Source organism: Vibrio sp. B183 (assembly GCF_000740665.1).
GTDB lineage: Bacteria > Pseudomonadota > Gammaproteobacteria > Enterobacterales > Vibrionaceae > Vibrio > Vibrio coralliilyticus.
Genome location: NZ_JPQB01000002.1, coordinates 366,419 through 391,822 on the forward strand (window position 1 = coordinate 366,419; position 25,404 = coordinate 391,822).

Here is a 25,404-nt window from a genome sequence, read left to right on the forward strand (position 1 = left end):
ATTAACGTCCCTCTATCACTTTCGCCAGTCCCTGAAATTTCATGTTCAAAAATGTCAGGCTGGTCTGAAAGTCCATGTTGTTTTGTGTGAATTTGCCCTGTTCAACCCCCAGCTCGACTGTGTTGCCATCTTTGCTGTTCTGATAAGGAATCGAGTACATAGAAGAGACCTGCAGTTTAGGTACTGGTTTGTTCACTCCATGAGGTGATAACTGATTCATTACAGTGGTAAAACTCAGGTCCTTAGCCAGATACCCAGGGGTATCAACATTTGCTAGGTTACTGGCAAGGACTTTGGTACGCTGAACCCGAAAATTCAGCGCATCAGGGTGAACACCCAACGCATTTTCAAATGAAATTGCCATGTCTCTTTCCTTTAAAGTCGGCTCGAATAAGGATGAATAAGACAAGATGCATGCCACAAAAATAACAAAACAAAATCAATGACTTACAAAAAAGAAAGGAAATGCAATTTCCGCATTACGGAAGTATTGAAAAGCCAGAGGAACCGAATTGCTTCCTCTCTAAACTGGGCTGTATTAGTCAGTACCATGCTGTCCAGTCAGGCCGTTTTAAGCAGTGAAAATATCGGCGCCAAGCAATCCATTATTCAAGCCGTAGAGGCCGACTTTAGACAACAGGTCCAGACTCAAGCCGACAACAGACAATGGGGAGACTATCAACTCGATTACGATATTCGTGTCCCTGCAGCTGCAGAGCATCTGCCCATTTGCCCCAAACCGCTGAATATTTCAGGTATCGACAACAAAGTGCTCCCTGTCGGCAACCTAAAACGTGCCGTCAGCTGCGATGTGCCTTCAGCGAACTGGCGTATCAATGTCGCCATCAAATCTGCGCTGACACTCAATGTGGTCGTCACCAAAACAGGCATCAATCGAGACCAAGCGATTTCACCGATGAACCTTAAGCTTGAAAAGAGAACCCTTAGTCGGGAGCAAGATTTCTTCACCCAGCCCTCTCAAGTTTCCGGCATGGTTGCCTCTAGGCGAATACGCTCGGGCCAGATATTAGATCCAAGAAAATTAGAGTCCACGCCTCTGGTCGCGAAAGGTAATCAAGTGGTGATTACCGCCTCCAAAAACGGATTTACTGCATCCACCAAAGGTGTCGCCCTTGAGCAAGGAACGCGTGGTGAACAAATTGATGTGCAGAACAGTTCTTCAGGAAAAGTCATAAAAGCGGTGGTCACTGGACTGAATCAGGTACAGACCCAATTCTGATTTTTGGACTCCGGTTATCATTTTCGTTGTTTATGACTCGTAAAGAGATAATCATTTCAGGTAGATATAAAAAAGTGATTACTTTGACTTAATGTTTCGCGCATCATGGTCGCATTAAACCTGTAACCACGATGACTAAGGAACCCATTGATGAAAATCGACAAAGTTGCAGGCGGCCACGTACCCCAAACCAGCCTAAACCAAGCTTCCAAGAAACCCGCAGAATCTTCGGCTGCTCAACCGATTTCAGAAGCCATGGTCAATACCAATACTGCTGCAATCGACAAAGCACAGGCAGAAATGCAATCACTGCCTAACGTAGATATGGAAAAGGTTGAACAAGTCCGTAATGCACTGGTAAAAGGCGAGTTGGCACTGGATACCAAAGCGCTATCTCAAGCGGTTCTACAGTTTCATACTGGTCACGAGTAACGCAGGCTGGAGTTCAATATGGCATCTGAAACCTCTCGCATGATTCAGCGCTTTCTCACCTCCATAGGCGATGACATCAAGTCGTATCGCCAATTAGCGACACTGTTACAAGAGCAAAAATCGCTGTATTTGTCGTTTGATGCAGCGAAACTCAACCAAAATCTTGCCGAGCAAAAACCATTGCTTAGAAAGCTTGATCTACATGCAACTGAACGTAGCCAGACCATGAAAGCTTTACGGCTGACTAGCGACCAAGCAGGTATTAGCAAACTTTTTTCTGTATTACCGCCGTCGTTGTCAGGCAAAGTTCATGCACAATGGCGCGAACTAGAATCTCTGGTTAAGCAGTGTCACGCACTCAATCAAGAGAACGGCCACAGCTCTGCCAGTTTTCATGAACTGATGTGCCATGTCACTCAACCAAGCCAACATACCTATGAAGAACAGCCATCGTTGAGATGATCAATGTTCGCAATGGTTGGAAAGATGCATTGTACAAGCTCTTGTCGGTTTATCTTTGTACTGTATACCCTCTCAACGCCTCACCTTTACTTACTGAATTTGAGCACGAACTGGCTGTCCTGACGCCCTATAAAAAGCACATCGAACAACGTTTGGCGGTGAACCGACCTCTGATTGAGGACATCGCGAAGCGGCTATCATCTCAATCCTTACCATCACAGCTGATATTGCTGCCCATGCTAGAGTCTTCCTATGATCCTAAAGCTGTCTCTCACGCCAATGCAGCAGGGTTATGGCAACTGATGCCAGCTACGGCACAGCGCTTTGGTCTTAAAATCGATGCCAGCCAAGACCAACGATTTGATATTCAGGCCAGTACTGAGGCAGCCGTCGAATATCTGGCGTTTTTGCACAATAAGTTTGATGATTTGGCACTCACTATTGCCGCATACAATGCTGGGGAAGGCCGAGTATCCCGTGCCATTAAAAAGTCTGGCAGCAGACAGTTTTCTACACTCGCGCTACCTTCAGAAACGACACAATATGTGCATCGATTTTATGCCCTGCGAAGCTTGATTGAGATAGAGAGACTACTTGAAAAACAGCCTAATACACTGTTTTTATTTGGCGAATTTAACCAGTCACCGCTTGTCGAACTATCTCCTCTGCCACCACTCATCACCTTATAAAGACTCAACGGATAATCAGATACGTTAACAACTCCGCATGGTCGCTTATGCTCTCAAGCTATTAGCACTTAAATCTTAATGCCCGACAGCTCTAAAGATATCCCTACTTAATGATGGTTTTTACAGGTTTAGCCACTAATTTAGCCCCGATAACGGGAATATCCCGTATAATTTTTATTCAACAATACAAAACCCTAGCTTTCGTTGGTTGTTATTGACTCAGCAAAGCAGGATAATATCGGGATCGGATTCTCTTAAATATATAATTATGACCGAATATCTTTTGTTGCTGGTCGGCACTGTGCTGGTCAACAACTTTGTACTGGTGAAGTTTTTGGGCCTATGTCCATTTATGGGCGTTTCCAAGAAGCTGGAAACAGCAATCGGAATGGGGTTGGCAACCACGTTTGTCCTGACCTTAGCCTCAGTGTGCTCGTATCTTGTGGAAAGCTACATTCTTGAACCTTTAGGGTTGGAATATTTGCGTACCATGAGCTTTATTCTGGTGATCGCCGTTGTGGTTCAGTTCACCGAAATGGTGGTGCATAAAACCAGCCCGACGCTCTATCGCCTATTGGGGATTTTCCTGCCGCTGATCACAACCAACTGTGCGGTTTTAGGTGTCGCCCTGCTTAACATCAACGAAAACCACAATTTCATCGAATCTATCATTTATGGATTTGGTGCAGCAGTCGGTTTCTCACTAGTTCTCATCCTCTTCGCCTCTATGCGTGAGCGTATCGCAGCGGCCGATGTACCTGCGCCATTTAAAGGGGCATCAATCGCCATGATCACCGCCGGTCTGATGTCGCTAGCATTCATGGGCTTTACTGGACTGGTGAAATTGTAATGAGCGCTATTCTTATTGCTGTACTGGCCCTAGCAGCACTTGCGGCACTGTTTGGCGCCATATTAGGGTTTGCCTCGATCCGCTTTAAAGTTGAAGCAGACCCGATTGTCGATCAGATAGATAACATTTTACCTCAAACCCAGTGTGGTCAGTGCGGCTACCCGGGTTGTCGTCCTTATGCCGAAGCGATTGCGAATGGCGACGAGATCAACAAGTGTCCTCCTGGCGGTCAGGCAACCATCGAGAAGCTGGCCGATCTTATGGGCGTCGAGGCAACAGATTCGGCACACGATCTGGATGGCAACGTCAAAACCGTCGCATTTATTCATGAGGACATGTGCATTGGCTGCACTAAGTGTATTCAGGCTTGTCCGGTTGATGCGATTGTTGGCGGTACTAAAGCTCTTCACACGGTGATTAAAGACGAATGTACCGGTTGTGACCTGTGTGTTGCACCTTGTCCAACGGACTGTATTGAAATGATTCCTGTAGAAACCACTACAGCGAGCTGGAAGTGGCAACTGGACGCCATTCCTGTTGTTGATATTACCGATTCTGCCAAGTCGCAGAATGGCGTGAATTAAGGACTGGTATGCTGTCACTCATCGAACAAATTAAGTCAGGCGCACTTTGGGATTTCCCAGGGGGTGTCCACCCACCAGAAAACAAAAAGCAGTCGGTTAAAAGCGAGATTGCCAAAGCGAGTATTCCACAAGAAATCGTTCTGCCAGTGAAGCAACACATTGGTAAACCGGGCACGATCACAGTGGAAGTTGGCGAGCAAGTACTCAAAGGTCAGCCGCTGACTAAATACGACACCAGCTTCATGCTTCCGGTCCATGCGCCAACATCCGGTAAAATCACAGCGATAGAGTCTCGCACTACTGCCCACCCATCCGGTCTGGCAGAAACTTGTATCGTCATTACTCCAGATGGCGAAGATCGCTGGATTGAACGCAAGACAGATAACGACTTTACCCAACGCACACCAGACGAGTTGATTGAGATTATTCGTCAAGCTGGCGTGTCAGGTATGGGCGGCGCAGGCTTCCCAACCGCAAAGAAGATCCAGGCTGGATTGGCTCGTACAGAGATTCTGATTGTTAATGCGGCAGAATGTGAGCCTTACATCACTGCCGATGACATGTTGATGCAAGAACATGCCGATGAAGTCATTAAAGGCATCGAGATTGTTGAACACATCTTAAAGCCTAAGCTGACCATTATTGGTATTGAGGACAACAAACCTCAAGCCATCAAAGCGTTAGAGCAAGCTGCAGAGCACAAAGACATCGTTATCCGCGTCATTCCCACCAAATACCCATCGGGTGGTGAGAAGCAGCTGATTAAGATACTGACCAACAAAGAAGTGCCGGTGAACAGTATTCCAGCGGATATTGGTTTATTGGTGCAAAATGTCGGTTCACTGCAAGCCATTAAGCGTGCTGTTTGTGACGGCGAACCTCTGGTTGAGCGAATCGTTACTCTGACCGGCGATACCTTTAAGCAGCCGCGTAATGTCAAAGCACTGATTGGTACACCCGTTCAATCACTGCTCGACGAGTTTGGCTATAAAGCAGATAAAAAGCTGCCTCGCCTCATCATGGGTGGTCCTATGATGGGCTTTACGCTTCCCCATGCCAACGTTCCGATTACCAAAACCGCGAACTGCATTCTGGCTCCAACTCGTAAAGAGATTTCACCCAATCAGTACGAAATGGCCTGTATCCGCTGTGGTCAATGTGCCGAAGTCTGCCCTGCTTCACTGCTCCCTCAGCAGCTTCAATGGCATGCAAAAGCAGAGGAATATGACAAATGCGAAGAGCTCAACCTTAAAGATTGTATCGAATGTGGCGCTTGTGCCTTTGTGTGCCCAAGTGAAATCCCGCTAGTGCAATACTACCGCCAAGCCAAAGCTGAGATGCGTACTCGCAAAGAAGAGTCCGAAGCAGCAGAACGCGCTAAAGTCCGCTTTGAAGAGAAGAAAGCGCGACTTGAGCGTGATAAAGCAGAGCGCGAGAATCGATTCAAGAAAGCGGCAGATGATCGTCGCAAAGATATGAAGAAAACCGGCGGCGATGATGCCATTGCTGCAGCCATTGCGCGCGTAAAAGCACAGAAATCTAAAGCGAAATCAGATGAACCCGCAGTTAAACCTGCGGTAGCAGCCGCAATCGCTAAAGCAAAAGCCAAGCAAGCGGCTGCGATGCAAGCAGGTGATGCGGAGCCTGACAACTCTGAAATGGCAAAACTGCGTGAAGAACGCAAACGTCAGGCAAGAGAGAAAAAAGCTCAGAAGACTCAAGAGGCTACGCCAGCAACTTCATCCGGTGATAAGAAAGATGCGGTTGCAGCAGCGATTGCGCGCGCTAAAGCGAAAAAAGCCGCTCAACAGGATAACGGTACTGATTCAGCAACTGAAGATAAAAAGGCTTCCGTTGCCGCTGCTATTGCTCGTGCTAAAGCACGTAAAGCACAGCAAGAAGGTCAATCGGAACCCATCACTACTGAACCGGAAAACGCTGTAGCCGGAGAGGATCCAAAGAAAGCCGCGGTCGCTGCCGCTATTGCGCGTGCTAAAGCACGCAAAGCGCAGCAAGAAGGCAAACAGGAACCCGTCCCCGTTGAGCCTGAAAACGCTGAAGTAGCCGAAGAGGATCCTAAGAAAGCTGCTGTAGCTGCCGCAATCGCGCGCGCTAAAGCACGTAAAGCGCAGCAAGAAGGCAAATCGGAACCCGTCACCACTGAATCTGAAAGCGCTGAAGTTGCCGAAGAGGATCCGAAGAAAGCCGCGGTTGCTGCCGCTATTGCTCGCGCTAAAGCACGTAAAGCTCAGCAAGAAGGTCAACCGGAAGCAATCACCGCTAAGCCTGAAAGCGCTGAAGTGGACGAAGAGGATCCGAAGAAAGCCGCGGTGGCTGCCGCTATTGCGCGTGCTAAAGCACGTAAAGCGCAGCAGGAAGGTAAGTCAGAACCCATCACAGCTGAGCCTGAAAGCGCTGAATTAGCCGAAGAGGATCCTAAGAAAGCTGCTGTAGCTGCCGCAATCGCGCGCGCTAAAGCACGTAAAGCGCAGCAAGAAGGCAAATCGGAACCCGTTACCACTGAATCTGAAAGCGCTGAAGTAGCCGAAGAGGATCCGAAGAAAGCCGCGGTCGCTGCCGCCATTGCGCGTGCCAAAGCACGTAAAGCGCAGCAGGATGCAAAGTCGGCCCCTGTCACTACTAAATCAGAAAGCACCGAAGTAGCCGCAGAGGATCCGAAGAAAGCGGCTGTGGCTGCCGCTATCGCACGCGCCAAAGCACGCAAAGCTGAACGCGAACAGAGTAATAAATTTGAGGAGAACGAGTAGTGGCCTTTTTCATTGCCAGCTCACCCCACGCTCATAGTCGCAGAAGCACCCCCGACCTGATGAAATGGGTAGCGCTGTGTGCATTACCCGGCTTATTCGCCCAGACCTACTTTTTTGGGTGGGGAACATTAATTCAGCTCAGCTTTGCCATCATTCTTGGGCTTTTGCTTGAGGCTGGTGTCATGTTGGCTCGTAAACGCCATCCGATGTCGGCATTGCGGGACAATAGCGCGATTGTAACTGCGTGGCTGCTTGCGGTTGCGATTCCACCTCTGTCGCCGTGGTGGCTCATCACCATTGGTCTTATTTTTGCGATTTTGATAGCGAAGCACCTCTATGGCGGTATTGGCCAAAACTTATTTAACCCCGCAATGGTTGCTTATGTTGTACTGCTGATCTCCTTCCCGGTACAAATGACCAGTTGGATCTCACCTACCGAACTGCAACCGACAACGAGCTCTTTAGGCGATGCGTTTTCACTGATTTTCACTGGTTTCAATCTTGATGGCTTATCACTTCAGCAGATTCGAACAGGTGTAGATGGCATTACCATGGCAACGCCACTCGATGCCTTCAAGACCGCACTCCATACAGGTAATACCGCTGCAGAAGCTCTCCACCAGCCTCAGTTCAGTGGTCTGGCAGGTATCGGTTGGGAGTGGGTTAACTTAGCCTACTTAGTGGGTGGCCTACTGCTGATCAAATTAAGAGTCATTAACTGGCATATTCCGGTCAGCTTCGTTGTCAGTTTGACGGTGATGAGCGGCTTGTTTGCTATCTTAACTCCGGGAGAGACGGCGTCTCCGCTGCTCCACCTACTCTCCGGAGCGACCATGCTTGGCGCTTTCTTTATTGCCACTGATCCAGTGTCTGCGTCTACGACGGTGAAAGGCCGACTGATTTTCGGTGCGTTCATTGGCGCTATGGTATTCATTATCCGCAGCTGGGGCGGCTTCCCTGACGGTGTCGCCTTCGCAGTACTGCTTGGCAACATGTGTGTGCCTTTGATTGATTACTACACTAAGCCTCGAACGTACGGCCACTAAGGAGCAGCATGTTAAACGCTATTCGCAAGAACGGTGCAATACTCGCGATTTTCGCCTGTGCTTCAACAGGTGTCGTTGCGCTCACGCACTATTTGACTAAAGACCAAATCAGCCAGCAAGAACAGGCTCAACTGCTGTCTGTACTCAACCAAGTGATTCCTCCTGAGATGCATGACAACAGCTTGTACGAGTCCTGCACAATGGTCTCAGATCCCGCTTTGGGAACTGATGAAGCTATGCCCGTCTATATGGCGAGTAAAAATGGCGAGCCGACAGCATTGGCCATAGAGGCGATCGCCCCAGACGGTTATAACGGCGCAATCAAGATCATTGTTGGCATCGAGCAAGATGGGATGGTTCTAGGGTCACGAGTTCTGAGTCATCAAGAAACACCTGGACTAGGGGACAAAATTGACTTACGAGTTACCGACTGGATCCTGAGCTTTGCTGGCAAGAAAGTTACGCCAGAAAACGAAGCCGATTGGAAAGTACGTAAAGATGGTGGGCAATTCGATCAGTTTACTGGCGCAACAATTACCCCGAGAGCCGTCGTCAAAGCAGTGAAAAATACAGTACAATTTGTGAACAAAAATCGTGCACAAATTCAGAACCAGCCACGCAATTGTGGAGGCAACAATGAGTGATCACAAAACACTGATTAAAAACGGTATGTGGGACAACAACCCGGCACTAGTTCAGCTGCTGGGTCTCTGTCCGTTGTTGGCTGTGTCTTCAACAGTGACCAATGCTTTGGGGTTGGGCATCGCTACCTTACTGGTCTTGGTCGGCTCTAACGTCACCGTTTCTCTGGTACGTGATTACGTGCCAAAAGAAGTACGAATCCCAGTTTTCGTAATGATCATTGCTGCTCTGGTAACGTGTGTTCAACTGCTGATGAACGCCTACGCCTACGGTCTTTACCTGTCTTTGGGTATCTTCATCCCTCTTATCGTGACCAACTGTATCATCATTGGCCGAGCCGAGGCGTTTGCTTCGAAGAACGATTTATTGCCTTCTGCACAAGATGGTTTCTGGATGGGCCTAGGCATGACCAGCGTCCTTGTTGTCTTAGGTGCCATGCGTGAAGTGATTGGTAACGGCACCCTATTTGATGGCGCTGACCTGTTACTTGGCAGCTGGGCAAGTGCCCTGCGCATTGAAATATTCCAGTTTGATAACAGCTTCTTACTGGCGCTACTTCCGCCTGGTGCCTTTATTGGCGTTGGGTTACTCATTGCACTGAAAAACATCATAGATAAACAACTAGAAGCTCGTCAGCCAAAACAAGAAAAACCGACCATTGAACGAGCTCGCGTCACTAACCAGTAATATCTGGTTTACACACTGGAAAGCAGCTTCAAAATGAACAAAGAAAAACGAGTACAAATACTGGAACGCCTAAGGGAGAACAACCCAAACCCTCAGACTGAGCTCAACTGGAGTACACCTTTCGAACTCTTAATTGCTGTGCTCTTGTCCGCGCAGGCTACCGATGTCAGCGTGAATAAAGCGACCGACAAACTTTACCCTGTGGCTAACACACCGCAAGGGTTATTTGATTTGGGTGTCGATGGCGTCAAAGAGTACATCAAAACTATCGGCCTGTTTAACTCAAAGGCAGAGAACGTAATTAAAACCTGCCGTATCCTGCTTGACCAACATAATGGTGAAGTACCCGAAGACAGAGCAGCGCTAGAAGCTCTGCCAGGTGTTGGGCGCAAAACCGCCAACGTTGTACTCAACACTGCTTTTGGCTGGCCGACGATTGCCGTTGATACTCATATTTACCGCGTCTCAAACCGTACTAAGTTTGCGATGGGGAAAAATGTCGATCAGGTTGAAGAAAAGCTACTCAAAGTCGTACCCAAAGAATTCAAACTCGATGTACACCATTGGTTGATCCTTCATGGGCGTTATACCTGCGTTGCACGTAAACCTCGTTGTGGCAGTTGTATCATCGAAGATTTGTGCGAATTTAAAGAAAAAGTTTACCCAGAAAACTAGGAGAGCAAGGCAATGTCAAACGGGCGTATTTTACACACTATGCTACGTGTAGGTGATTTAGATAAATCGATCCAGTTTTATACTGAAGTCATGGGAATGCAGTTACTGCGTACCAATGAAAACAAAGAGTATGAATACACTCTCGCTTTCTTGGGTTACGGTGATGAATCTAAAGGTGCTGTGATTGAACTGACTTACAACTGGGGCACAACAGAGTACGATTTGGGTAGCGCATTCGGCCATATCGCGATTGGCGTTGAAGACATCTACCAAACCTGTGATGCCATCAAAGCCGCCGGTGGCAATGTCACTCGTGAGCCGGGACCTGTAAAAGGTGGAACGACTCACATTGCTTTCGTAAAAGACCCTGATGGTTATATGCTGGAACTTATCCAAAACAAACAAGCGTCGGCAGGCCTTGAGGGGTAATCGCCTCAACCATTGATTCTATAGGGCAGCATTCAGCTGCCCTATTATTTCCACTTTACATGATAATAATTATCATTTAACATCAAGATATTGTGAATTCGGAGAGTTATAAGACAATGGGCATCACCGAGTGGGAAAAACACACGCTACTGGCTGATTTAGCAATGAACGATGATGATCACCTGCGTAGCATCCTTCACTACCAACAAGCGCTGACATTAAGTGAGCGAATTGGTGATTCCAATGAGATTGATGTTGAAGACCGACTGATGATCTCCGTGATTTCCTGCCACAACATGGCTTCGTTTTGGCGAACGGTTGGCGATACTAAATACGAACTCAAATACCTTCAGCTAGCTTCAGAAAAAGTCCTTACCTTGGTGCCTCAATGTCCAAATAGCGACTGTGATGCCTTCGTCGACTCAATGGGCTGCTGTAAAAAAGCGCTGATCGAATTCATGAAACGACACCCAAATCCTAAGATAGCGAAACTGGTGCAGGATATAGACACTGCCACTAACTGTAACCTAATCGCTAAGTTCCGACTTAACTAATCGGAATGAACAGTAAAAAAGCCAGCATTACGCTGGCTTTTTTACTATCAGACTTGGGTCCGCCCCAGTGATATCACTACTCGGCGGTTTTTATCTTTACCAAGCGGTGAAGCGTTGTCTGCAACCGGACGACGGCGGCCATAGCCTTGAACTTGAATCCGATCCTCAGGTAAACCGAGCGATTTAAAGTAGTCACGCAGTACTTCCGCCCGTTGCTCAGACAAATTCTGGCTGGCGCTCTTACTTTCTTCATTCGAGGTGTATGTCGATACCAAGACCAAATCAATATCCTGATTATGGCGAATGTATTCTGCTATCTGTGCCAACCGTTTCTGCGACGCTTTGTTTAGCTGCACACTTGAACGGTCATAATGCAGAATGGTGAAAGCAATATCTTCAAAGCTATATGGCAGCAGATTTGCAATACAGTCGCTAAACGCATTGTAGGAGTGCTGGAACAAGACAGAAGACAATGAGACTTCTATACGCTGATCACGACTTTGCCATTCCTGATAACTAAAAGTTGGGTAACGCCCTTTTTCCAGCTCTGTGAGAATGCTCCATGCCGTTTGTCCGCCCACATAACCATCAAACTGCTGGAAGAAACGAATATTAGTAATACGCTCAGCGCTGTCCCCTGGTCGCCATACGGGAGGCATTGAAACCAGAGATACATCTCGGGTTTTACCCATAGGGCGCTTCATCTTCAGCTCAAAATCGAGGTTGATCTTTTTGCTGGCATGGGATGAGAATACCGCGTCACCGTAATTTGGAATCGGGTGCACCATGCGACACTCTAGTGGCGTATTTGCAATCATCTGCCACTGTGACTGCTGGGGTTTAGCAGCATAGCGAACATCCATTGCCGAAGCGGAGCTGGCAACAGAAGCAAGTGTTAATGTTAGGCTAGTGACTAACAGTCTTTTCATGGGGTACGGATTCTCTTACTTAGCACGGCGCAATGTTGCCGCTGATACTTCTACAACACCTACAATGCAAAAACCTAGCCAAGAACGTAATGATTGGCTGCACTTCTATCAATAACCACAGAACGTTATTAATTAGACAATCCGGTTTTTCTTGCCCTGAGAATCTGCAATAATGCTGCCCTTGTCACATAATACTAGGCCAACATGACTGTAGAAAACGAAGCATTGACGCTCAAAAAACGATTTCGTGGCTATTTCCCTGTCGTTATCGACGTTGAAACCGCAGGATTTAATGCCAAAACGGATGCACTGTTAGAAATCTGTGCCGTCACTCTTAAAATGGATGAAAATGGTGAGCTTCAGCCCGCTTCTACCATCCACTTCCATGTTGAGCCATTTGAAGGAGCAAACCTCGAGAAGGAAGCTCTGGATTTTAACGGCATTCATGATCCGTTTAGCCCATTGCGTGGTGCGGTACCTGAATCCGAAGCCCTCAAAGAGATCTACAAGCTTGTGCGCAAAGAACAAAAAGCGGCTGATTGTAGCCGAGCGATTATGGTTGCACATAACGCAACTTTTGATCACAACTTTGTGATGGCCGCTAGTGAACGTAGCAAGCTAAAACGCGTCCCTTTTCATCCCTTTGCAACGTTTGATACCGCAACGCTAAGTGGGTTGGCTTATGGTCAAACTGTATTAGCCAAAGCGTGCAAAACCGCTGGGATGGATTTTGACAACAAAGAAGCCCACTCTGCCCTTTACGATACGTTAAAGACGGCAGAACTATTCTGCGGCATCGTCAACAAATGGAAAGCTCTTGGCGGTTGGCCTTTGATCGACGAAGACGCAGAAAACAATAAATAAAAAAGTAAACACAACAATCGAGTAAACTATGAATCCTGTTGTAATTTCAGTATGTATCATGCTGCTTCTGGCACTGATGCGCGTGAATGTCGTGGTCGCCCTGACATTCAGTGCTATCGTCGGTGGCCTCGTTGCTGGCATGGACCTAAATGATGCTGTTGCTGCATTTGAAAGTGGCCTAGGTGGCGGTGCAACGATTGCACTAAGCTACGCTATGCTTGGCACATTCGCTGTCGCTATATCTAAATCGGGGATCACCGATTTGCTAGCAAACAGTGTCATCAAACGTATTCACGGTAAAGAAAACGGCTCTGCTTCGACAGGTCTTAAGTACGCAGTGTTAATCGCACTGATCTTAGTGACTATGTCTTCTCAGAACGTCGTACCTGTGCATATCGCCTTCATCCCTATTCTTATTCCACCTCTGTTAGGCGTTTTTGCGAAGCTCAATCTAGACCGTCGTATGATTGCCTGTGTGCTGACATTTGGTCTAGTGACACCCTACATGGTGTTACCAGTTGGCTTTGGCGGTATTTTCCTCAACAGTATCCTGCTCAAAAACCTGCACGATAATGGTTTGGAGTCCGTCGTGGCAAGCCAAGTCCCTGTCGCTATGTTGCTGCCAGCAGCAGGTATGATCTTCGGTTTATTGACAGCCATTTTCTTTAGTTACCGTAAGCCTCGTCAATACAAGGAAACGGAGCTGACACACGTTGAAGAAAACACGCCGTCAATCAACAAAAAGAACATCCTAATTGCTTGTGCTGGTATCATCGCTGCACTTACTGTCCAGCTAACCACAGGTTCAATGATCATTGGTGCCCTAGCAGGTTTCATGGTCTTCACGTTTGGTGGTGTGATCGCATGGAAAGAAACCCATGACGTGTTCACAAAAGGCGTACATATGATGGCGATGATTGGCTTCATCATGATTGCCGCCGCTGGTTTTGCTGCCGTAATGAAGCAAACAGGTGGAGTAGAGTCTTTGGTAGAAGCACTATCGACTAGTATCGGTGACAACAAACCGCTGGCCGCTCTTCTGATGTTGGTTGTTGGCCTCTTGGTCACTATGGGCATTGGTTCTTCGTTCTCAACTATCCCGATCATTGCAACGATCTACGTACCACTGGCTGCCGCATTTGGTTTCTCGCCAATGGCAACAATTGCTCTAGTTGGTACAGCAGCTGCATTGGGTGACGCGGGTTCTCCAGCCTCTGACTCAACACTTGGCCCTACGTCTGGCCTGAATGCTGATGGTCAACATGAACACATTTGGGAAACCGTAGTGCCGACGTTTGTTCACTACAACATCCCATTGATTGTGTTTGGTTGGATTGCGGCTATGGTTCTCTAACCGAGCCAAAAGCAAAACAACAGACATAAAAAAAGCTGACTTTGATAGTCAGCTTTTTTATTACCCACTGGAGGTTACTTAGCGTGTTTGTCCGCCACCGCAGACAGGACTGGCACCATATCTTTCAGCAGCTCTTCTTCTACAGGCTTACCTGAAGAGTCAGTAACGTTGATAGAAGTACGGTTACCTAAATCACCAAATAGGAAAGTGTAAGTCCCTGATGAAAGGCCAATCGGCTTAACGCCAACCTCAGTCCAGAATGCATCATCTGGTGCAGCGTACTTAGCTTTCACTGTCCCTTGTGATTGGTTGCGCTCTTCAATGGTGAAGCCCATTTCAGGGAGAAGCTTAGGCAGACGAGGCCACAGCACGTTATAAGGAGTACGTGCGATGATCACTGGGAAGCCACTACGGTCAATGCCCATAGAGATCGGGATCTGCTTAACCAGCTCTTGAGCACGACGAGCTGCTTCCTCACGAATATCCAAGTCGTAACGAGCAGTCACTAGATTGGTCATCAAGGCGTTGTAGCGCTCTTTATTCGTCGTGGAGACTGGCATTTGTTTGCCTGCTTCGCGCCAATCAATCAAAGAGATCTTAAAGCCGTAACGATTATTCGCTTCAACACTGGTGATTTCATAGCGAGAACCGATTTCAGCGTCTTCGTCTTCAGACTGCCAGCTAACCCAATCCGTCTCGATACGATTATCCGTTTGCTCACGAATAGCAATGTTCTGCTCTTGCAGCATCTTCAGCGCCGTTTGCCAGACTTTATCCAGCTCATCTTCACGCAATAGCCACAGCGTTACTTCGCCATTCTTTCGCTCTGCACGCGCGCCTGGGATCAACTCCAGAACCTGTTGTGGTGGGCGAATATCCACATCACGACCGACACCACCACTAAACTCTCCTTGAGGGATCTGGTAGTTAGTGTAGTTGCGCGGGTTCACACCTTCGATGTTATTCCACTCAGTCAGAGGCGGAGTATTGAGGTAATCAAAATCGTCCTTCGCCTGACGACGCTGAGTTGCGTCACCAGAACAGGCACTTAAAACAAAAACAGCTAGCGAACTAACAACTAGCTGGTGAGACAATTTCATTGAAACTCCTGATAAGTAAATGCCGAAGCTTTGTGCTTCGGCAATTCATTCTGATTTAGTAGATGCAAGCTTCCGTCATTGCCTGTGCCACAATTGGACGAGCATTTTCAGACAACTCTGTTAGCGGCAGCCTTAAGTCACCATGAGCAATCAAGCCCATCTTGTGCGCAGCCCACTTAACTGGAATCGGGCTCGACTCAACAAACAGATTCTTATGAAGCGGCATCAAGCGTTGGTTGATAATCTCGGCTTCTTCGTACTTACCTTCAAGGGCAAGCTTCATCATTTTCGCCATATCTTCCGCCGCGATGTTATTCGTAACTGAAATCACACCCTGGCCACCTTGCTTAACAAAATCAAGGCCACTCGAATCATCACCACTTAGTAAGATAAAATCTTCGCCACAAAGTTCACGGTAAATTGCAATTCTGCTTAAATCACCCGTTGCATCTTTTAGCGCCACGATATTATCGATTTCTGCCAGACGAGCAACTGTTTCTGGCAACAAATCTACTGCAGTGCGACCTGGCACGTTGTAGAGGATTTGTGGCACGTCGCTTTCTTCAGCAATCGCCTTATAGTGCTGGAACAAACCTTCCTGAGTTGGCTTGTTGTAATACGGCGTCACACTCAGACAACCAGCAATGCCAGAGTTGTTTAGTAAACGACTGAAAGTGACTGATTCATGAGTAGCATTCGCTCCTGTCCCTGCAATCACAGGAATACGACCTTCAGCAAACTCTACCGCTTTGGTAACAACCTTGACATGCTCTTCAACGGTTAACGTTGCAGATTCACCTGTTGTGCCAACGGCCACAATTCCATCTGAGCCAGATTCGACGTGAAAATCCACAAGTTTTTTCAGGCTTACGTAATCTACTTCGCCATCATTATTAAACGGTGTAATTAACGCTACGATACTTCCTGAAAACATGTCTTTCTCCCTAATTTAGATACTTTCTGCATGGTACTGTAAGGCGATTGAAAAAGACAAGGGATTAAACCCGCTTAAATCACCTATTTGAGTGAATATTTATCAGATGTTAGAACTTTGGCAACTTACGCCTTTTTTACAGCCCGTTGTCAGCCTGAGGTTAGAAATATCAAGCCCTCAGACAGGGTCAGCAACGAGTGCAGGAAATTGCATCAGATTTCTGTTGAGCGGACATTTTTCTCTTCAGTAACTGTGCTAAGCTATCTCATTAATAATCATAACAATGCTCGAAGTGATATTATGACTCAACATCTGGTGATTACAGCGGTAGGAACGGACCGCCCCGGTGTCTGCAACCAAGTGGTTCACCTGGTCACACACTCTGGATGCAATATTGTTGATAGTCGCATTGCGCTTTTTGGCAACGAATTCACCCTCATTATGCTGCTTTCCGGCAACAATGCAGCGGTCACTCGCGTCGAAACTACACTGCCTTTATTAGGTCAGGAACTTGATCTCATCACCATGATGAAACGTACATCTCAACATGCTCATGCTGACAATTCTTACAGCTTGGAAGTCTTTGTTGAATCTGATGATGAAGTTGGGCTGACAGAGAAATTCACTCAGTTCTTCGCTGATAAAAATATTGGTCTTGCATCACTCAGCGCGCAGACCATAGATAAAGCGAAAATTCAGTCTACGCAAAACCAGTTCCATATTGCTATCACGGCCACTGTTGATGCAGATTGTAATTTGATGCAGTTGCAGGAAGAATTCGAAGCATTGTGCTCAAGCCTTGGCGTTCAAGGCTCATTAAACTTCATAAAGAACAGTCAATAAAAAGGAAAATCAATGAACACGCTAACAGCTGGCACTCCGGCTCCGGCATTTTCCCTGCTGGATCAAGACGGCAACACAGTGTCACTCAGTGACTTTGCTGGTAAAAAGATTCTTTTCTACTTCTATCCAAAAGCGATGACTCCAGGCTGTACAGTACAAGCACAAGGTCTGCGCGATACTAAAGCAGAACTGGATGCTCATAACGTTGTAGTGCTTGGCGTCAGCATTGACCCAGTAAAACGCCTAGGTAAGTTTATCGAGCGTGACAACCTCAACTTCACTCTGTTGTCTGATGAAGACCACGCAGCCGCAGACCAATTCGGTGTTTGGGGTGAGAAGAAGTTCACCCTTAGAAAATTTTCATGACAACAAACCTTGATAATTTTTTATGACAAATCTATCTTTGATATGCGGGTAACATATTGAGGGTTGTTTTGTGATAGAAACGCATGAAGACAAATATTCTGATATTTATGATGACTACCAACTACTTTCCATCGAGGTAGATACATTAGCAAAGCTACAAATTTCAGCGAGTATCGATACTGAATCTGGAGAAGTGACGCACTCACCCTACCTTTCCCCTTCCAATCTGGAATCCCGCCTGAAGAAAACCGATATCATCATTGCACCTGATGGGACGGTTGTTTACCCACAGTCCCTATACCTAGTGTCTAAATTGCGTGGTGAAGGAAAAGTCAAAGACACAGGGTCGATTGCAAAAGGCTTGTTAGCTTTTACTCGTTATTTAGATTCCACTCACTACTCTCAAATTGATGAAGATGGTAATGAAATACCACCTGAATATCTAACTTATAAAACCCTATCGAGGTATGAAGAAGAAGGTGCGCCTTGGCGATTTGCGGAGTTTCTACTTAAGAACTGCAATAATATTGAAGGTGCTAATGGCGATGAAGCTTTTAGTTTATCTACCGCTAGAAGTTATATGAGTGCCGTTATTGGATTCTATAAGTGGATGCAAAAATATGGCTACATCAAAAATGATGATCAACATGTTGTTACCCATTTCACAACTGGAACAATGCATCAAGAGTTAAACCAGCACGATATGTTGGCTCACACAAAATCAGGCGCTAACCGTACTTATGAAACCTCCAATATTATGAGGATGTTTCCTAAAAAAGAGAACACACCCGCCCATAAAAAGCTCAAGCCCATGCACCCTGAACACAAGGCTTTATTTAATGAACATGTAACTTCACTGACAAAGGCGACAGAATTAATCTTCCGGCTATGTGTTGAGGCAGGGCTAAGAATTGATGAAGCTATTCACTTCCCCGCTCACGACATAGGAAAGGCTGACTACAGTGATTTAGATGCAGTACCAGTCAAAATTACTCGCACAAAAGGTAGTAAGGAACGTACCGTAGAAATTCCCATTGAACTGTACGAAAAACTAGAGAGATATAAAGAAAGTAACGCACGACTTACGAACCTAAACAAGCGCAATGAGCTTGTTCAGTCAGGTGAGGTGTTAGATGCCGTAGAGTACCTCTTTATTTCAAATAAAGGGACTCCCTACTCAGGCAACACTTTAGAAACGCACTTTTCAAACCTTCGAAAACAGATACGTGAAGTAGACTCTTCTTGGTATTACCGTATTCATGATTTACGTTCTACCTTTGCAACTCATTGGCTTTGGCAGGAGTCGCAAAAGCGTGCCGTTGGCTATGACTTCCTGATGGATGAACTAGCAGAATTAATGGGACACGCAAGCACGACAACCACTGAGAAATACATTAAGTTCATGAATAAACTTGACGACCAAATCAACATGGCTAAAGCGAAAAACCGTAAAATAAACGGAGGCTGGGCGTAATGGCGAAAAGTAAAATTACCAGACAAACCAATTCCGTTAAACGTGTGCGCAATAGTCAAAATGTTGTGCCTTTGAATCTGACGATTCCTTATAAAAATACGACGTTAAGTAAACCAAAGCAGTTCGATGTTTCTCACTTATTGCATTTAGGGTGTAACAAAGAAAATGAGAAAATAAACAGCCGAGCAGTATTTATTAGGCGGTTTTGCGAGAAAGCCAACCAACATGTCGATAATGGTAAATCAGCAAGAACCGCCACTAGATTCTACGAAAACTTGCGTTCCTATCTTGCTTTTTGTGATGCGGTAAATGTTGAGCCATTTACCGAAAGTGGGTATTTGAAGTTTGCTGGCAATGATGGTGAATTAAGGCATCGTATCAAGATGTTTAGTCCTTCAAAACACCTATGGGAATACAATCATGGTGATGAGCTAGGTATTAAAGAATCTTCAGCTCCGGCTACACTCTCATCCCTTCGTAATGCGCTCGATTGGTGTGGCTTACCAGCTTCTTCATGGGCTTTGCATCATCGGGGGTTTGCAGGAGAAAAAACGTCACATAAGGGATATTCAGAGGAAGAAGAAGAGCTTCTTGTGACACGTTTGAGTCATTTATTCTTCACTCTCGCACCACAGCTTATTGCCGCCAAAGAAAACAATACACCTTTGCCAGAAGCGCTTCCTATTATTATTGCCCTTGGCGAACATGAAGAAGTGGTTTCAATCCCTACATCATTGGATTCTAAATGGGGCGGAACAAGTGAAAATGGTACAAACATTAACGCTAGAGCAGCTTTTAATCTTACGATGGGCGCTGCATATCATTTGATGTGCTATTTCACCTCACTGAACGACAGCAACATTCGAAATATTGCCCACCCAATTAAAGTTCATACCGAAGAGCGAGATAAGAGCCTGCAAGTTGTGAAAATCTCAAGCTATAAGCCCAGAGCGGACAAAGAGGTCGATGCTCTATTGGTAGGTGAGCAATTTGACGTTGATAAGCGTGATGGTGTGAAGTTTATTCTATTACTCGAACGACTATCTAAGCTGTATGGCAATAGTGAAGATGGCTCTGAGTTAATTTTCACCCTCAATAACAACGCTGATGTGAATCATGCCTTTGATTTGAAAGAGATAAATAAAAAGCTCGTTAACCAACTACAACTGTTATCTCCGTATCGGGCTGGCAACCTACCTTGGTTTAAAGAGCTGTTTTACGCCTACCGAAACCAACAAACAATCACGTTAAAGAAAGTCGATAATCACCTGGGTCGCACTGTTGTTCATAAAGAAACACAAGCAACTAACAAAGCCAAGGCAGGGCAAGGGGCAACCAATAGCGCCTACTGTATTTTGTCTTGCTATACAGACTTGCCACTCAAAGGTATTTTACTTCCACTCACGTACTCTGAAAGAGATAGTGATGGCAATGTCACCGTTTATTTTAACTATAGAAATGGCATAGGTGGTTTCTTTAAAGTACCAGCTTCTGATTTAGCTTTAATCAAAGATATTGAGCAATCTTCTAAAGAGAGAGCAGACAAGCAGCCAAAGAGATATGAACGGCTGCTTTTAGCACGAAATGTTGGTAATACCCCTAAAGACTGGGAAGGTATCAGCCCTATTTCATCACATTTAATGCGCACTTGGTCTGTTGAGCCAAACCATTATTATATCTCTCTTCAATCGAGTCGCTGGCGAGAAATGACCAGTCACCAAGCCTATGCCGAAGGTGGAATTCAAGGCGCTCAAAGCTTACTCCAAAACGCGAAGAAAACGTTAGAGAGAAGTTACCTTAACGGGCATCCATTACTAAATAAAGTCATCCTATCTCAGAGTATAGAGGTCATTGAAAACCTCGATGATGAAACGAGCTTAGAGCAAGCAAAAGATATTGTGGTGAAAAGGCGTGGCATTCCGATGTTGTCACACGATGAGTGGGAAAAAAAGCGCACAGCAGGGAATGCTAAAACCAACCCCAATGGTCTAACTTGTAATGGGCAACAAGCCATTAGTGATGGCAAAAACACGCAGCGAGAAACAAACTATGCTGTAGGCCTAAGCTTACCTTGTGCTGAATTTGATATGTGTTACAAGTGCCAATCAGCCAAGGCGGTAGATGACGTTGAAGCTGTTTATAAGCTCATTTCATACATAGATGTTCTTAAAGAAACACTTGATATGTACCCTGATGCGAAAAGTGATATTCATGAGAAAATTGAACAGTTTGAATATACGCTAGACGGGGCTAGTGACGATGTGTATGACGAGGCTATGAAGCGATTTAATTCCCAAGGTCGTCACCCAAGAGTCTATCTCGATCACGCTCTTTTATCCATATACTGACGGAGGCTAAAATGATAAAACTCACTGACCTAGAGCATCAAAATAAGCTTCTTAAAGCACAAGAAAATGTTGGTGCTCATGCAAATTACTTAATGGATGTTTTAAAGCCAGCTATTGAGCGTGGTGATTGGGATGAGATCGAAAGCCTTGAGATTGGCTTTACTGTTACGGGTAAATCATTAGGTAAAATTGGTGATGATGAAGCCTGGAGAAACCTACAGCCTTATTTTGAGCCAAGAGCAAAGCAAACCTTAACCATTGATTTTACGCTCGATGGTAAAGTTATTGAACGTAACCTAAAAAATCAGCTTAAGACCCTCTTACTTAAAATGATGTGGCTATCACCTCATAACCATTCATTTTCGACTCTTAAAGAAGCATTAGTAGACCTAAAGAAAGTCATTACCCCACTTTTAAATGAAGGGTATAATACCTTATCGGCTTTAAATTTTGACCAACTCGAAACTTGGGTGCTAACGGGTTTTACCAGCATCGACTTTGAAAGATCTGATATTTACACCGGACTCAATCGCCTCTACAAAGAAGCCAGAGGTTTGCCGTTTGAAGTCAACCTAAACAAAAAGCTTACCGCCTCTGACTTTGGTTTAGTAATCAAAGAAGCTGAGCAATTTACCGTCATTCCTCAGAGGCTCTACTATCTTGGTCTTCAAAGGTCAGAAGCCCTTATTAATGAAGCTTATGCCCTACGTGATGAGCTAGAGCAATTGGCAGAATACATCGCCACCTACTTTGATAAGGCGTATGAGGGTTATGCCAAGTATCTTGTCAGTGATGAAGCCAGATTAAAAAACGGTAATATTCAATGGTATTTAGGGAAATCGTCCAAAATAAATACAAAGCGCACATTTGCTTTTCAAGAAGCCTTTGCAACGCTTAATTATCCAAATGAAGAAGAGACACTTACTCTCATACGTCTTCATAAACCAGAGATAAAGAACGACTACATTGATAAGTTCCACACCGAACGCCAACTAGCAATTGGGCAATGGTCAATCACGGGACTTACAGAAGCTCGATCGCTTTTTACAAAGCTCAATGGTGGCTGCCTATGGGGTTTAATGGCTCGAACAGGAATGAGAGCCGATGAGATGTATGACCTAAACACAGTTCAGGGCTGCACGACTGAGATAATAAAAAGACAGAAGATACACGTTATCCATGCCAACCTATCAAAGACAACTAAAGGCTCTCAATCAAAGCAAGATGAATTTGTCACTACCGAAATCGGCATGAAAGCGTATGAAGTTCTTCAAGCGCTACATGTACCACTAAGAAAACTTCATCCTGACTCACAATCTTTTTTCCATAAAATAAAAGAGGACTGTAGTGAAGTAACTAAGATTCAACTAGGGAAACATTCTCAAGCTTGGTTTGAAAATGCTATGGGCGAAGAACTTGCGCTAACCAATGAAGACATTATTGACCTAAAAACATCTGACCCAAATTTATCGTTTGAAGTGGGTGATGATTATAAATTTACAGGGCATCAACTTCGCCGCTCTTTTGCTTACTACTTAATTGGTTACGAGCTTTGTAACTTTCCGCAACTGAAACAGCAATTTAGTCATGTGTCTATGGCAATGACCCGGCACTACGCTAGGAACGCCAGTAAATTCCAAAAGATTAGACAAAAGAAAAAGACTCTTGCCAATGCCATTGATGAAGAAAGAATCGACCAGAAAGCCCGTATCTACTTGAATATCTATCAGAAACTGGCAAACAAGGAGCGGGTTGCCGGAGGGAAAGGCAAAGAGTTTGCTAAGAACATGATGAAAACAGACCGAAATTTATTCAAGGATAAAGTAGATAATGAGATGTTATCTCTAACCTATTGGAAAAAGCAAATTCGAACTCAAAACCGACACATTCATGCTGTTGCGCCAGGGATATACTGTACTTCGACCACCTGTGGTTTAAGAACGCTCGTTAACCTAATGGAATGTGTAGACTGCAAGAATGATTACATCGTTGATGCCGTATTTGCTGAAGCAAAGCGCAAAGAAGCCGAAATCCACATGCTTTATGATATTGAAAACAACGAACTCACCCCTCAAACCGCTTCTGAATCTTACATAAAAGTTCAAGCAGCTGAACGCATTATGGGTGATTTAGGTATCGACTATGAGCCTGTCATTTTTCCTGATGAAGTTAAGAACTTACTTATCCCATACGGAGTGATTTCATAATGTCACAGATAACCAAAAATAAGCTAATCAAAGCATTGGAAAGACTGCTGGATGGTGATGTAGCGAAGTTGACATCGAGAGAGATGCGCAATAAAGCTCGAAAGGGCAAGCTCAAAATCAACAAAAGCAATGTTGAAAAAGAAGCGGGCCTTTCAGCTGGCGCACTCAGAAGGCATGATGACGTTGTTTTAATGATAAAAAATAAGTCATTAGAAGTACAAGTTGCTCAAGATGAAACAACTGACTCCCCCATTGAAGTTCTTCAAAAAGAAATAAAGTCACTGAAAGGTGAAAGAGCGCAAGCGAATAAAAAGAAAAAAGAATATTACGACGAAGCTCAAAGCCATAAGGAAGCGTTAGCCGTTCAAACTGCCACTCATATTAAGGTAGTTCAAGAACTTATGGAGATGTTACATGAAAGTCAGCGCGAAAAGGCAATGGATAAAATCGTATCGGCTCGTTCAGATAATATTATTGCTCCCCAATTTAGAAAACCAAAGTAGCTTTTAGCACTGTAACCTCAAAGGTCGTCCTGTTTATGTTTAGTGTGAACGCTAGACAGGACACTAAATTAACGATAAAAACGTACACTCTAACGTAATAAAAATGCCCTAAAAAGGACGTAGCGAATAACGCTACGCCAAATACCATTAATTGAGAAAGTAAGGACAAAACCAATGGCAATCGAAGCTGGACAAATCGCACCAGATTTTACCCTGAATAACCAAGACAATAACCCAGTGACGCTATCCGAGTTTCAGGGAAAAAAGGTACTGATCTATTTCTACCCACGCGCTTCAACACCTGGCTGTACAGTTCAGGCTAAAGGGTTACGAGATACTAAAGCTGAGTTAGATGCCCACAATGTTGTTGTTCTTGGTATCAGTCCAGACACACCGCAAAAATTAACTAACTTTATCAACAAGCAAGAGCTTAACTTCACTTTGCTAGCCGATGAAGACCACACAGTTTGTGAAAAGTACAATGTTTGGCAACTCAAGAAATTTATGGGCCGCGAAAATATGGGGGTAGTACGAACAAGCTTCCTGATTGATGAGTCTGGTAACCTTGAGCATGTATTTAACAAGTTCAAGACCAAAGATCACCATGAAGCCGTATTAGACTACCTAAACAGCAAATAAGCTTCCATGAGCAATTAACTCTTAACTTGGGGGCAGGCATGATTGGCTACATTCGAGTATCAGATTCACAAAGAGAAGCTATCAAGGCGTAGCTGCTAAACGTGGCATACAAATAACGGATTGGATAGAAGAGCACGAGTCTGCCACCAAGACAGAGTTGAGCGAGCGGAAGTTATTTTCTCTCATCACCTCTCAACAAAGTATTATTGTATCGGATATCACTCGGTTAGGTCGCCATAAAGTTATGGAGCTAGTAGGTGCCATTGGTCAAATAACCTCATACGGTGAGCTACATTTAGCATACAGCGACACCGTCATAAACTCAGAGAACGTTGACAATGCTGAAATTACGGTTATTGGGCAGTCTTTTGCCAGCGCTGTAGAAGCCCAGAAGCGCTCTGAGCGAGCTAAAACTGGCCACGCTAAACGTAAGGCCAAAGGGCTATCATCTGGTCGTCAGAAGGGGCAGAAGGTGAAATCAAGGCTTGATGAGCATACAGCGTTTATATTGAACCTTCTCGACACAAAGACCACCAAAGCTGAAATTCTTAGGCAACTAAACGAACGTGGTGTATCGATTTCTCAAAGTCGATTCTACTCTTGGTTGGAAGCCCGTGGGCTTCATAACAAAAAAGCTGAATTTCAGGTGGACATGTTCTCATAGCAAGCCTAGTTTGCCTGACGTCCCTCACTTTTCGCAAACTCGTTTTTGCCCCTAAATGTGTTTTTGGCCTTATAGATAGCCATAAGGAAATCTAATCTGAGCAAGCCTCGCATTAGGCGAG

General features: G+C 45.3%; 25 protein-coding genes and 2 pseudogenes. 23 read left to right on the forward strand and 4 right to left on the reverse strand.

What is annotated here, in order from left to right; genetic code table 11:
- Nucleotide 1: 1 nt before the first annotated feature.
- A complete protein-coding gene (flgB, locus tag IX95_RS01820) occupies nucleotides 2–364 on the reverse strand; it encodes a flagellar basal body rod protein FlgB (protein WP_006963061.1) in 363 nt (120 codons plus the stop codon).
- A gap of 78 nt (nucleotides 365–442) precedes the next feature.
- On the opposite strand from flgB, the gene flgA reads away from it, so the two are divergent.
- From flgA to IX95_RS01885, 13 genes are all read left to right on the forward strand, one after another.
- Entirely contained in the window at nucleotides 443–1,240 is a 798-nt protein-coding gene (gene flgA, locus IX95_RS01825) for a flagellar basal body P-ring formation chaperone FlgA (protein ID WP_038156282.1), read from the forward strand.
- Between the two features lie 150 nt (nucleotides 1,241–1,390).
- Nucleotides 1,391–1,672, forward strand: a complete 282-nt coding sequence (gene flgM / locus IX95_RS01830; RefSeq protein WP_006963063.1) for a flagellar biosynthesis anti-sigma factor FlgM — start codon at nucleotides 1,391–1,393, stop codon at nucleotides 1,670–1,672.
- A gap of 18 nt (nucleotides 1,673–1,690) precedes the next feature.
- Nucleotides 1,691–2,134, forward strand: coding sequence for a flagellar protein FlgN (gene flgN, locus IX95_RS01835; protein WP_006963064.1), 444 nt, complete (start codon nucleotides 1,691–1,693; stop codon nucleotides 2,132–2,134).
- Nucleotides 2,131–2,823 (forward strand): lytic transglycosylase domain-containing protein, encoded by a 693-nt coding sequence (locus IX95_RS01840; protein ID WP_038156284.1) that lies wholly within the window; start codon nucleotides 2,131–2,133, stop codon nucleotides 2,821–2,823. Before flgN ends, IX95_RS01840 begins: the two co-directional genes overlap by 4 nt.
- A gap of 268 nt (nucleotides 2,824–3,091) precedes the next feature.
- Nucleotides 3,092–3,673, forward strand: coding sequence for an electron transport complex subunit RsxA (gene rsxA, locus IX95_RS01845; RefSeq protein ID WP_006963066.1), 582 nt, complete (start codon nucleotides 3,092–3,094; stop codon nucleotides 3,671–3,673).
- Nucleotides 3,673–4,257, forward strand: a complete 585-nt coding sequence (rsxB, locus tag IX95_RS01850) for an electron transport complex subunit RsxB (RefSeq protein ID WP_038156287.1) — start codon at nucleotides 3,673–3,675, stop codon at nucleotides 4,255–4,257. Before rsxA ends, rsxB begins: the two co-directional genes overlap by 1 nt.
- An 8-nt stretch (nucleotides 4,258–4,265) precedes the next feature.
- On the forward strand, nucleotides 4,266–7,025 hold the full coding sequence (rsxC, locus tag IX95_RS01855) for an electron transport complex subunit RsxC (RefSeq protein WP_038156289.1): 2,760 nt from the start codon (nucleotides 4,266–4,268) through the stop codon (nucleotides 7,023–7,025).
- On the forward strand, nucleotides 7,025–8,071 hold the full coding sequence (gene rsxD, locus IX95_RS01860; protein ID WP_038156292.1) for an electron transport complex subunit RsxD: 1,047 nt from the start codon (nucleotides 7,025–7,027) through the stop codon (nucleotides 8,069–8,071). The genes rsxC and rsxD overlap by 1 nt, the downstream gene beginning before the upstream one ends.
- Nucleotides 8,072–8,079: 8 nt before the next feature.
- On the forward strand, nucleotides 8,080–8,715 hold the full coding sequence (rsxG, locus tag IX95_RS01865; protein WP_019277144.1) for an electron transport complex subunit RsxG: 636 nt from the start codon (nucleotides 8,080–8,082) through the stop codon (nucleotides 8,713–8,715).
- Entirely contained in the window at nucleotides 8,708–9,400 is a 693-nt protein-coding gene (locus tag IX95_RS01870; protein ID WP_019277143.1) for an electron transport complex subunit E, read from the forward strand. The genes rsxG and IX95_RS01870 overlap by 8 nt, the downstream gene beginning before the upstream one ends.
- Before the next feature lie 33 nt (nucleotides 9,401–9,433).
- Nucleotides 9,434–10,075, forward strand: coding sequence for an endonuclease III (nth, locus tag IX95_RS01875; RefSeq protein ID WP_006963075.1), 642 nt, complete (start codon nucleotides 9,434–9,436; stop codon nucleotides 10,073–10,075).
- Nucleotides 10,076–10,087: 12 nt separating this feature from the next.
- Nucleotides 10,088–10,504, forward strand: a complete 417-nt coding sequence (gloA, locus tag IX95_RS01880; protein ID WP_038156294.1) for a lactoylglutathione lyase — start codon at nucleotides 10,088–10,090, stop codon at nucleotides 10,502–10,504.
- Between the two features lie 116 nt (nucleotides 10,505–10,620).
- Complete coding sequence (locus IX95_RS01885; protein WP_006963078.1) at nucleotides 10,621–11,058, forward strand: DUF2753 domain-containing protein; 438 nt, start codon at nucleotides 10,621–10,623, stop codon at nucleotides 11,056–11,058.
- Nucleotides 11,059–11,105: 47 nt separating this feature from the next.
- On the opposite strand, the gene motY is transcribed toward IX95_RS01885, so the two are convergent.
- Nucleotides 11,106–11,987, reverse strand: a complete 882-nt coding sequence (gene motY, locus IX95_RS01890) for a flagellar protein MotY (RefSeq protein ID WP_038156297.1) — start codon at nucleotides 11,985–11,987, stop codon at nucleotides 11,106–11,108.
- A gap of 204 nt (nucleotides 11,988–12,191) precedes the next feature.
- Here motY and rnt point away from each other — a divergent pair, with 204 nt between their 5' ends.
- Nucleotides 12,192–12,851 (forward strand): ribonuclease T, encoded by a 660-nt coding sequence (gene rnt / locus IX95_RS01895; protein ID WP_006963080.1) that lies wholly within the window; start codon nucleotides 12,192–12,194, stop codon nucleotides 12,849–12,851.
- 28 nt (nucleotides 12,852–12,879) lie between these two features.
- Nucleotides 12,880–14,205, forward strand: a complete 1,326-nt coding sequence (locus IX95_RS01900) for a Na+/H+ antiporter family protein (RefSeq protein ID WP_038156299.1) — start codon at nucleotides 12,880–12,882, stop codon at nucleotides 14,203–14,205.
- A 74-nt stretch (nucleotides 14,206–14,279) separates the two neighbouring features.
- Here IX95_RS01900 and bamC read toward each other — a convergent pair whose 3' ends face one another.
- Together bamC and dapA are read right to left on the reverse strand one after the other, a co-directional pair.
- The gene (gene bamC / locus IX95_RS01905) at nucleotides 14,280–15,305 is read right to left on the reverse strand and encodes an outer membrane protein assembly factor BamC (RefSeq protein ID WP_038156301.1); all 1,026 of its coding nucleotides are present in this window, start codon (nucleotides 15,303–15,305) and stop codon (nucleotides 14,280–14,282) included.
- A 55-nt stretch (nucleotides 15,306–15,360) separates the two neighbouring features.
- Nucleotides 15,361–16,239, reverse strand: a complete 879-nt coding sequence (gene dapA / locus IX95_RS01910) for a 4-hydroxy-tetrahydrodipicolinate synthase (protein ID WP_038156303.1) — start codon at nucleotides 16,237–16,239, stop codon at nucleotides 15,361–15,363.
- Between the two features lie 300 nt (nucleotides 16,240–16,539).
- Here dapA and IX95_RS01915 point away from each other — a divergent pair, with 300 nt between their 5' ends.
- From IX95_RS01915 to IX95_RS01950, 8 genes and pseudogenes are all read left to right on the forward strand, one after another.
- A complete protein-coding gene (locus IX95_RS01915; RefSeq protein ID WP_038156305.1) occupies nucleotides 16,540–17,082 on the forward strand; it encodes a glycine cleavage system protein R in 543 nt (180 codons plus the stop codon).
- Between the two features lie 12 nt (nucleotides 17,083–17,094).
- A pseudogene (bcp, locus tag IX95_RS01920) lies at nucleotides 17,095–17,442 on the forward strand (thioredoxin-dependent thiol peroxidase); the annotation flags it as partial.
- 76 nt (nucleotides 17,443–17,518) lie between these two features.
- Nucleotides 17,519–18,922: a tyrosine-type recombinase/integrase gene (locus IX95_RS01925; protein ID WP_038156308.1), complete on the forward strand. Its 1,404-nt coding sequence runs from the start codon at nucleotides 17,519–17,521 to the stop codon at nucleotides 18,920–18,922.
- Nucleotides 18,922–21,270: a hypothetical protein gene (locus tag IX95_RS01930; protein WP_038156310.1), complete on the forward strand. Its 2,349-nt coding sequence runs from the start codon at nucleotides 18,922–18,924 to the stop codon at nucleotides 21,268–21,270. Before IX95_RS01925 ends, IX95_RS01930 begins: the two co-directional genes overlap by 1 nt.
- A gap of 11 nt (nucleotides 21,271–21,281) precedes the next feature.
- On the forward strand, nucleotides 21,282–23,477 hold the full coding sequence (locus IX95_RS01935; RefSeq protein ID WP_038156312.1) for a tyrosine-type recombinase/integrase: 2,196 nt from the start codon (nucleotides 21,282–21,284) through the stop codon (nucleotides 23,475–23,477).
- Nucleotides 23,477–23,980: a hypothetical protein gene (locus tag IX95_RS01940; protein ID WP_038156314.1), complete on the forward strand. Its 504-nt coding sequence runs from the start codon at nucleotides 23,477–23,479 to the stop codon at nucleotides 23,978–23,980. The genes IX95_RS01935 and IX95_RS01940 overlap by 1 nt, the downstream gene beginning before the upstream one ends.
- A gap of 174 nt (nucleotides 23,981–24,154) precedes the next feature.
- Entirely contained in the window at nucleotides 24,155–24,619 is a 465-nt protein-coding gene (gene bcp, locus IX95_RS01945; protein WP_038156316.1) for a thioredoxin-dependent thiol peroxidase, read from the forward strand.
- Between the two features lie 38 nt (nucleotides 24,620–24,657).
- Nucleotides 24,658–25,283 (forward strand): annotated as a pseudogene (locus IX95_RS01950) (recombinase family protein).
- Nucleotides 25,284–25,404: the final 121 nt, after the last annotated feature.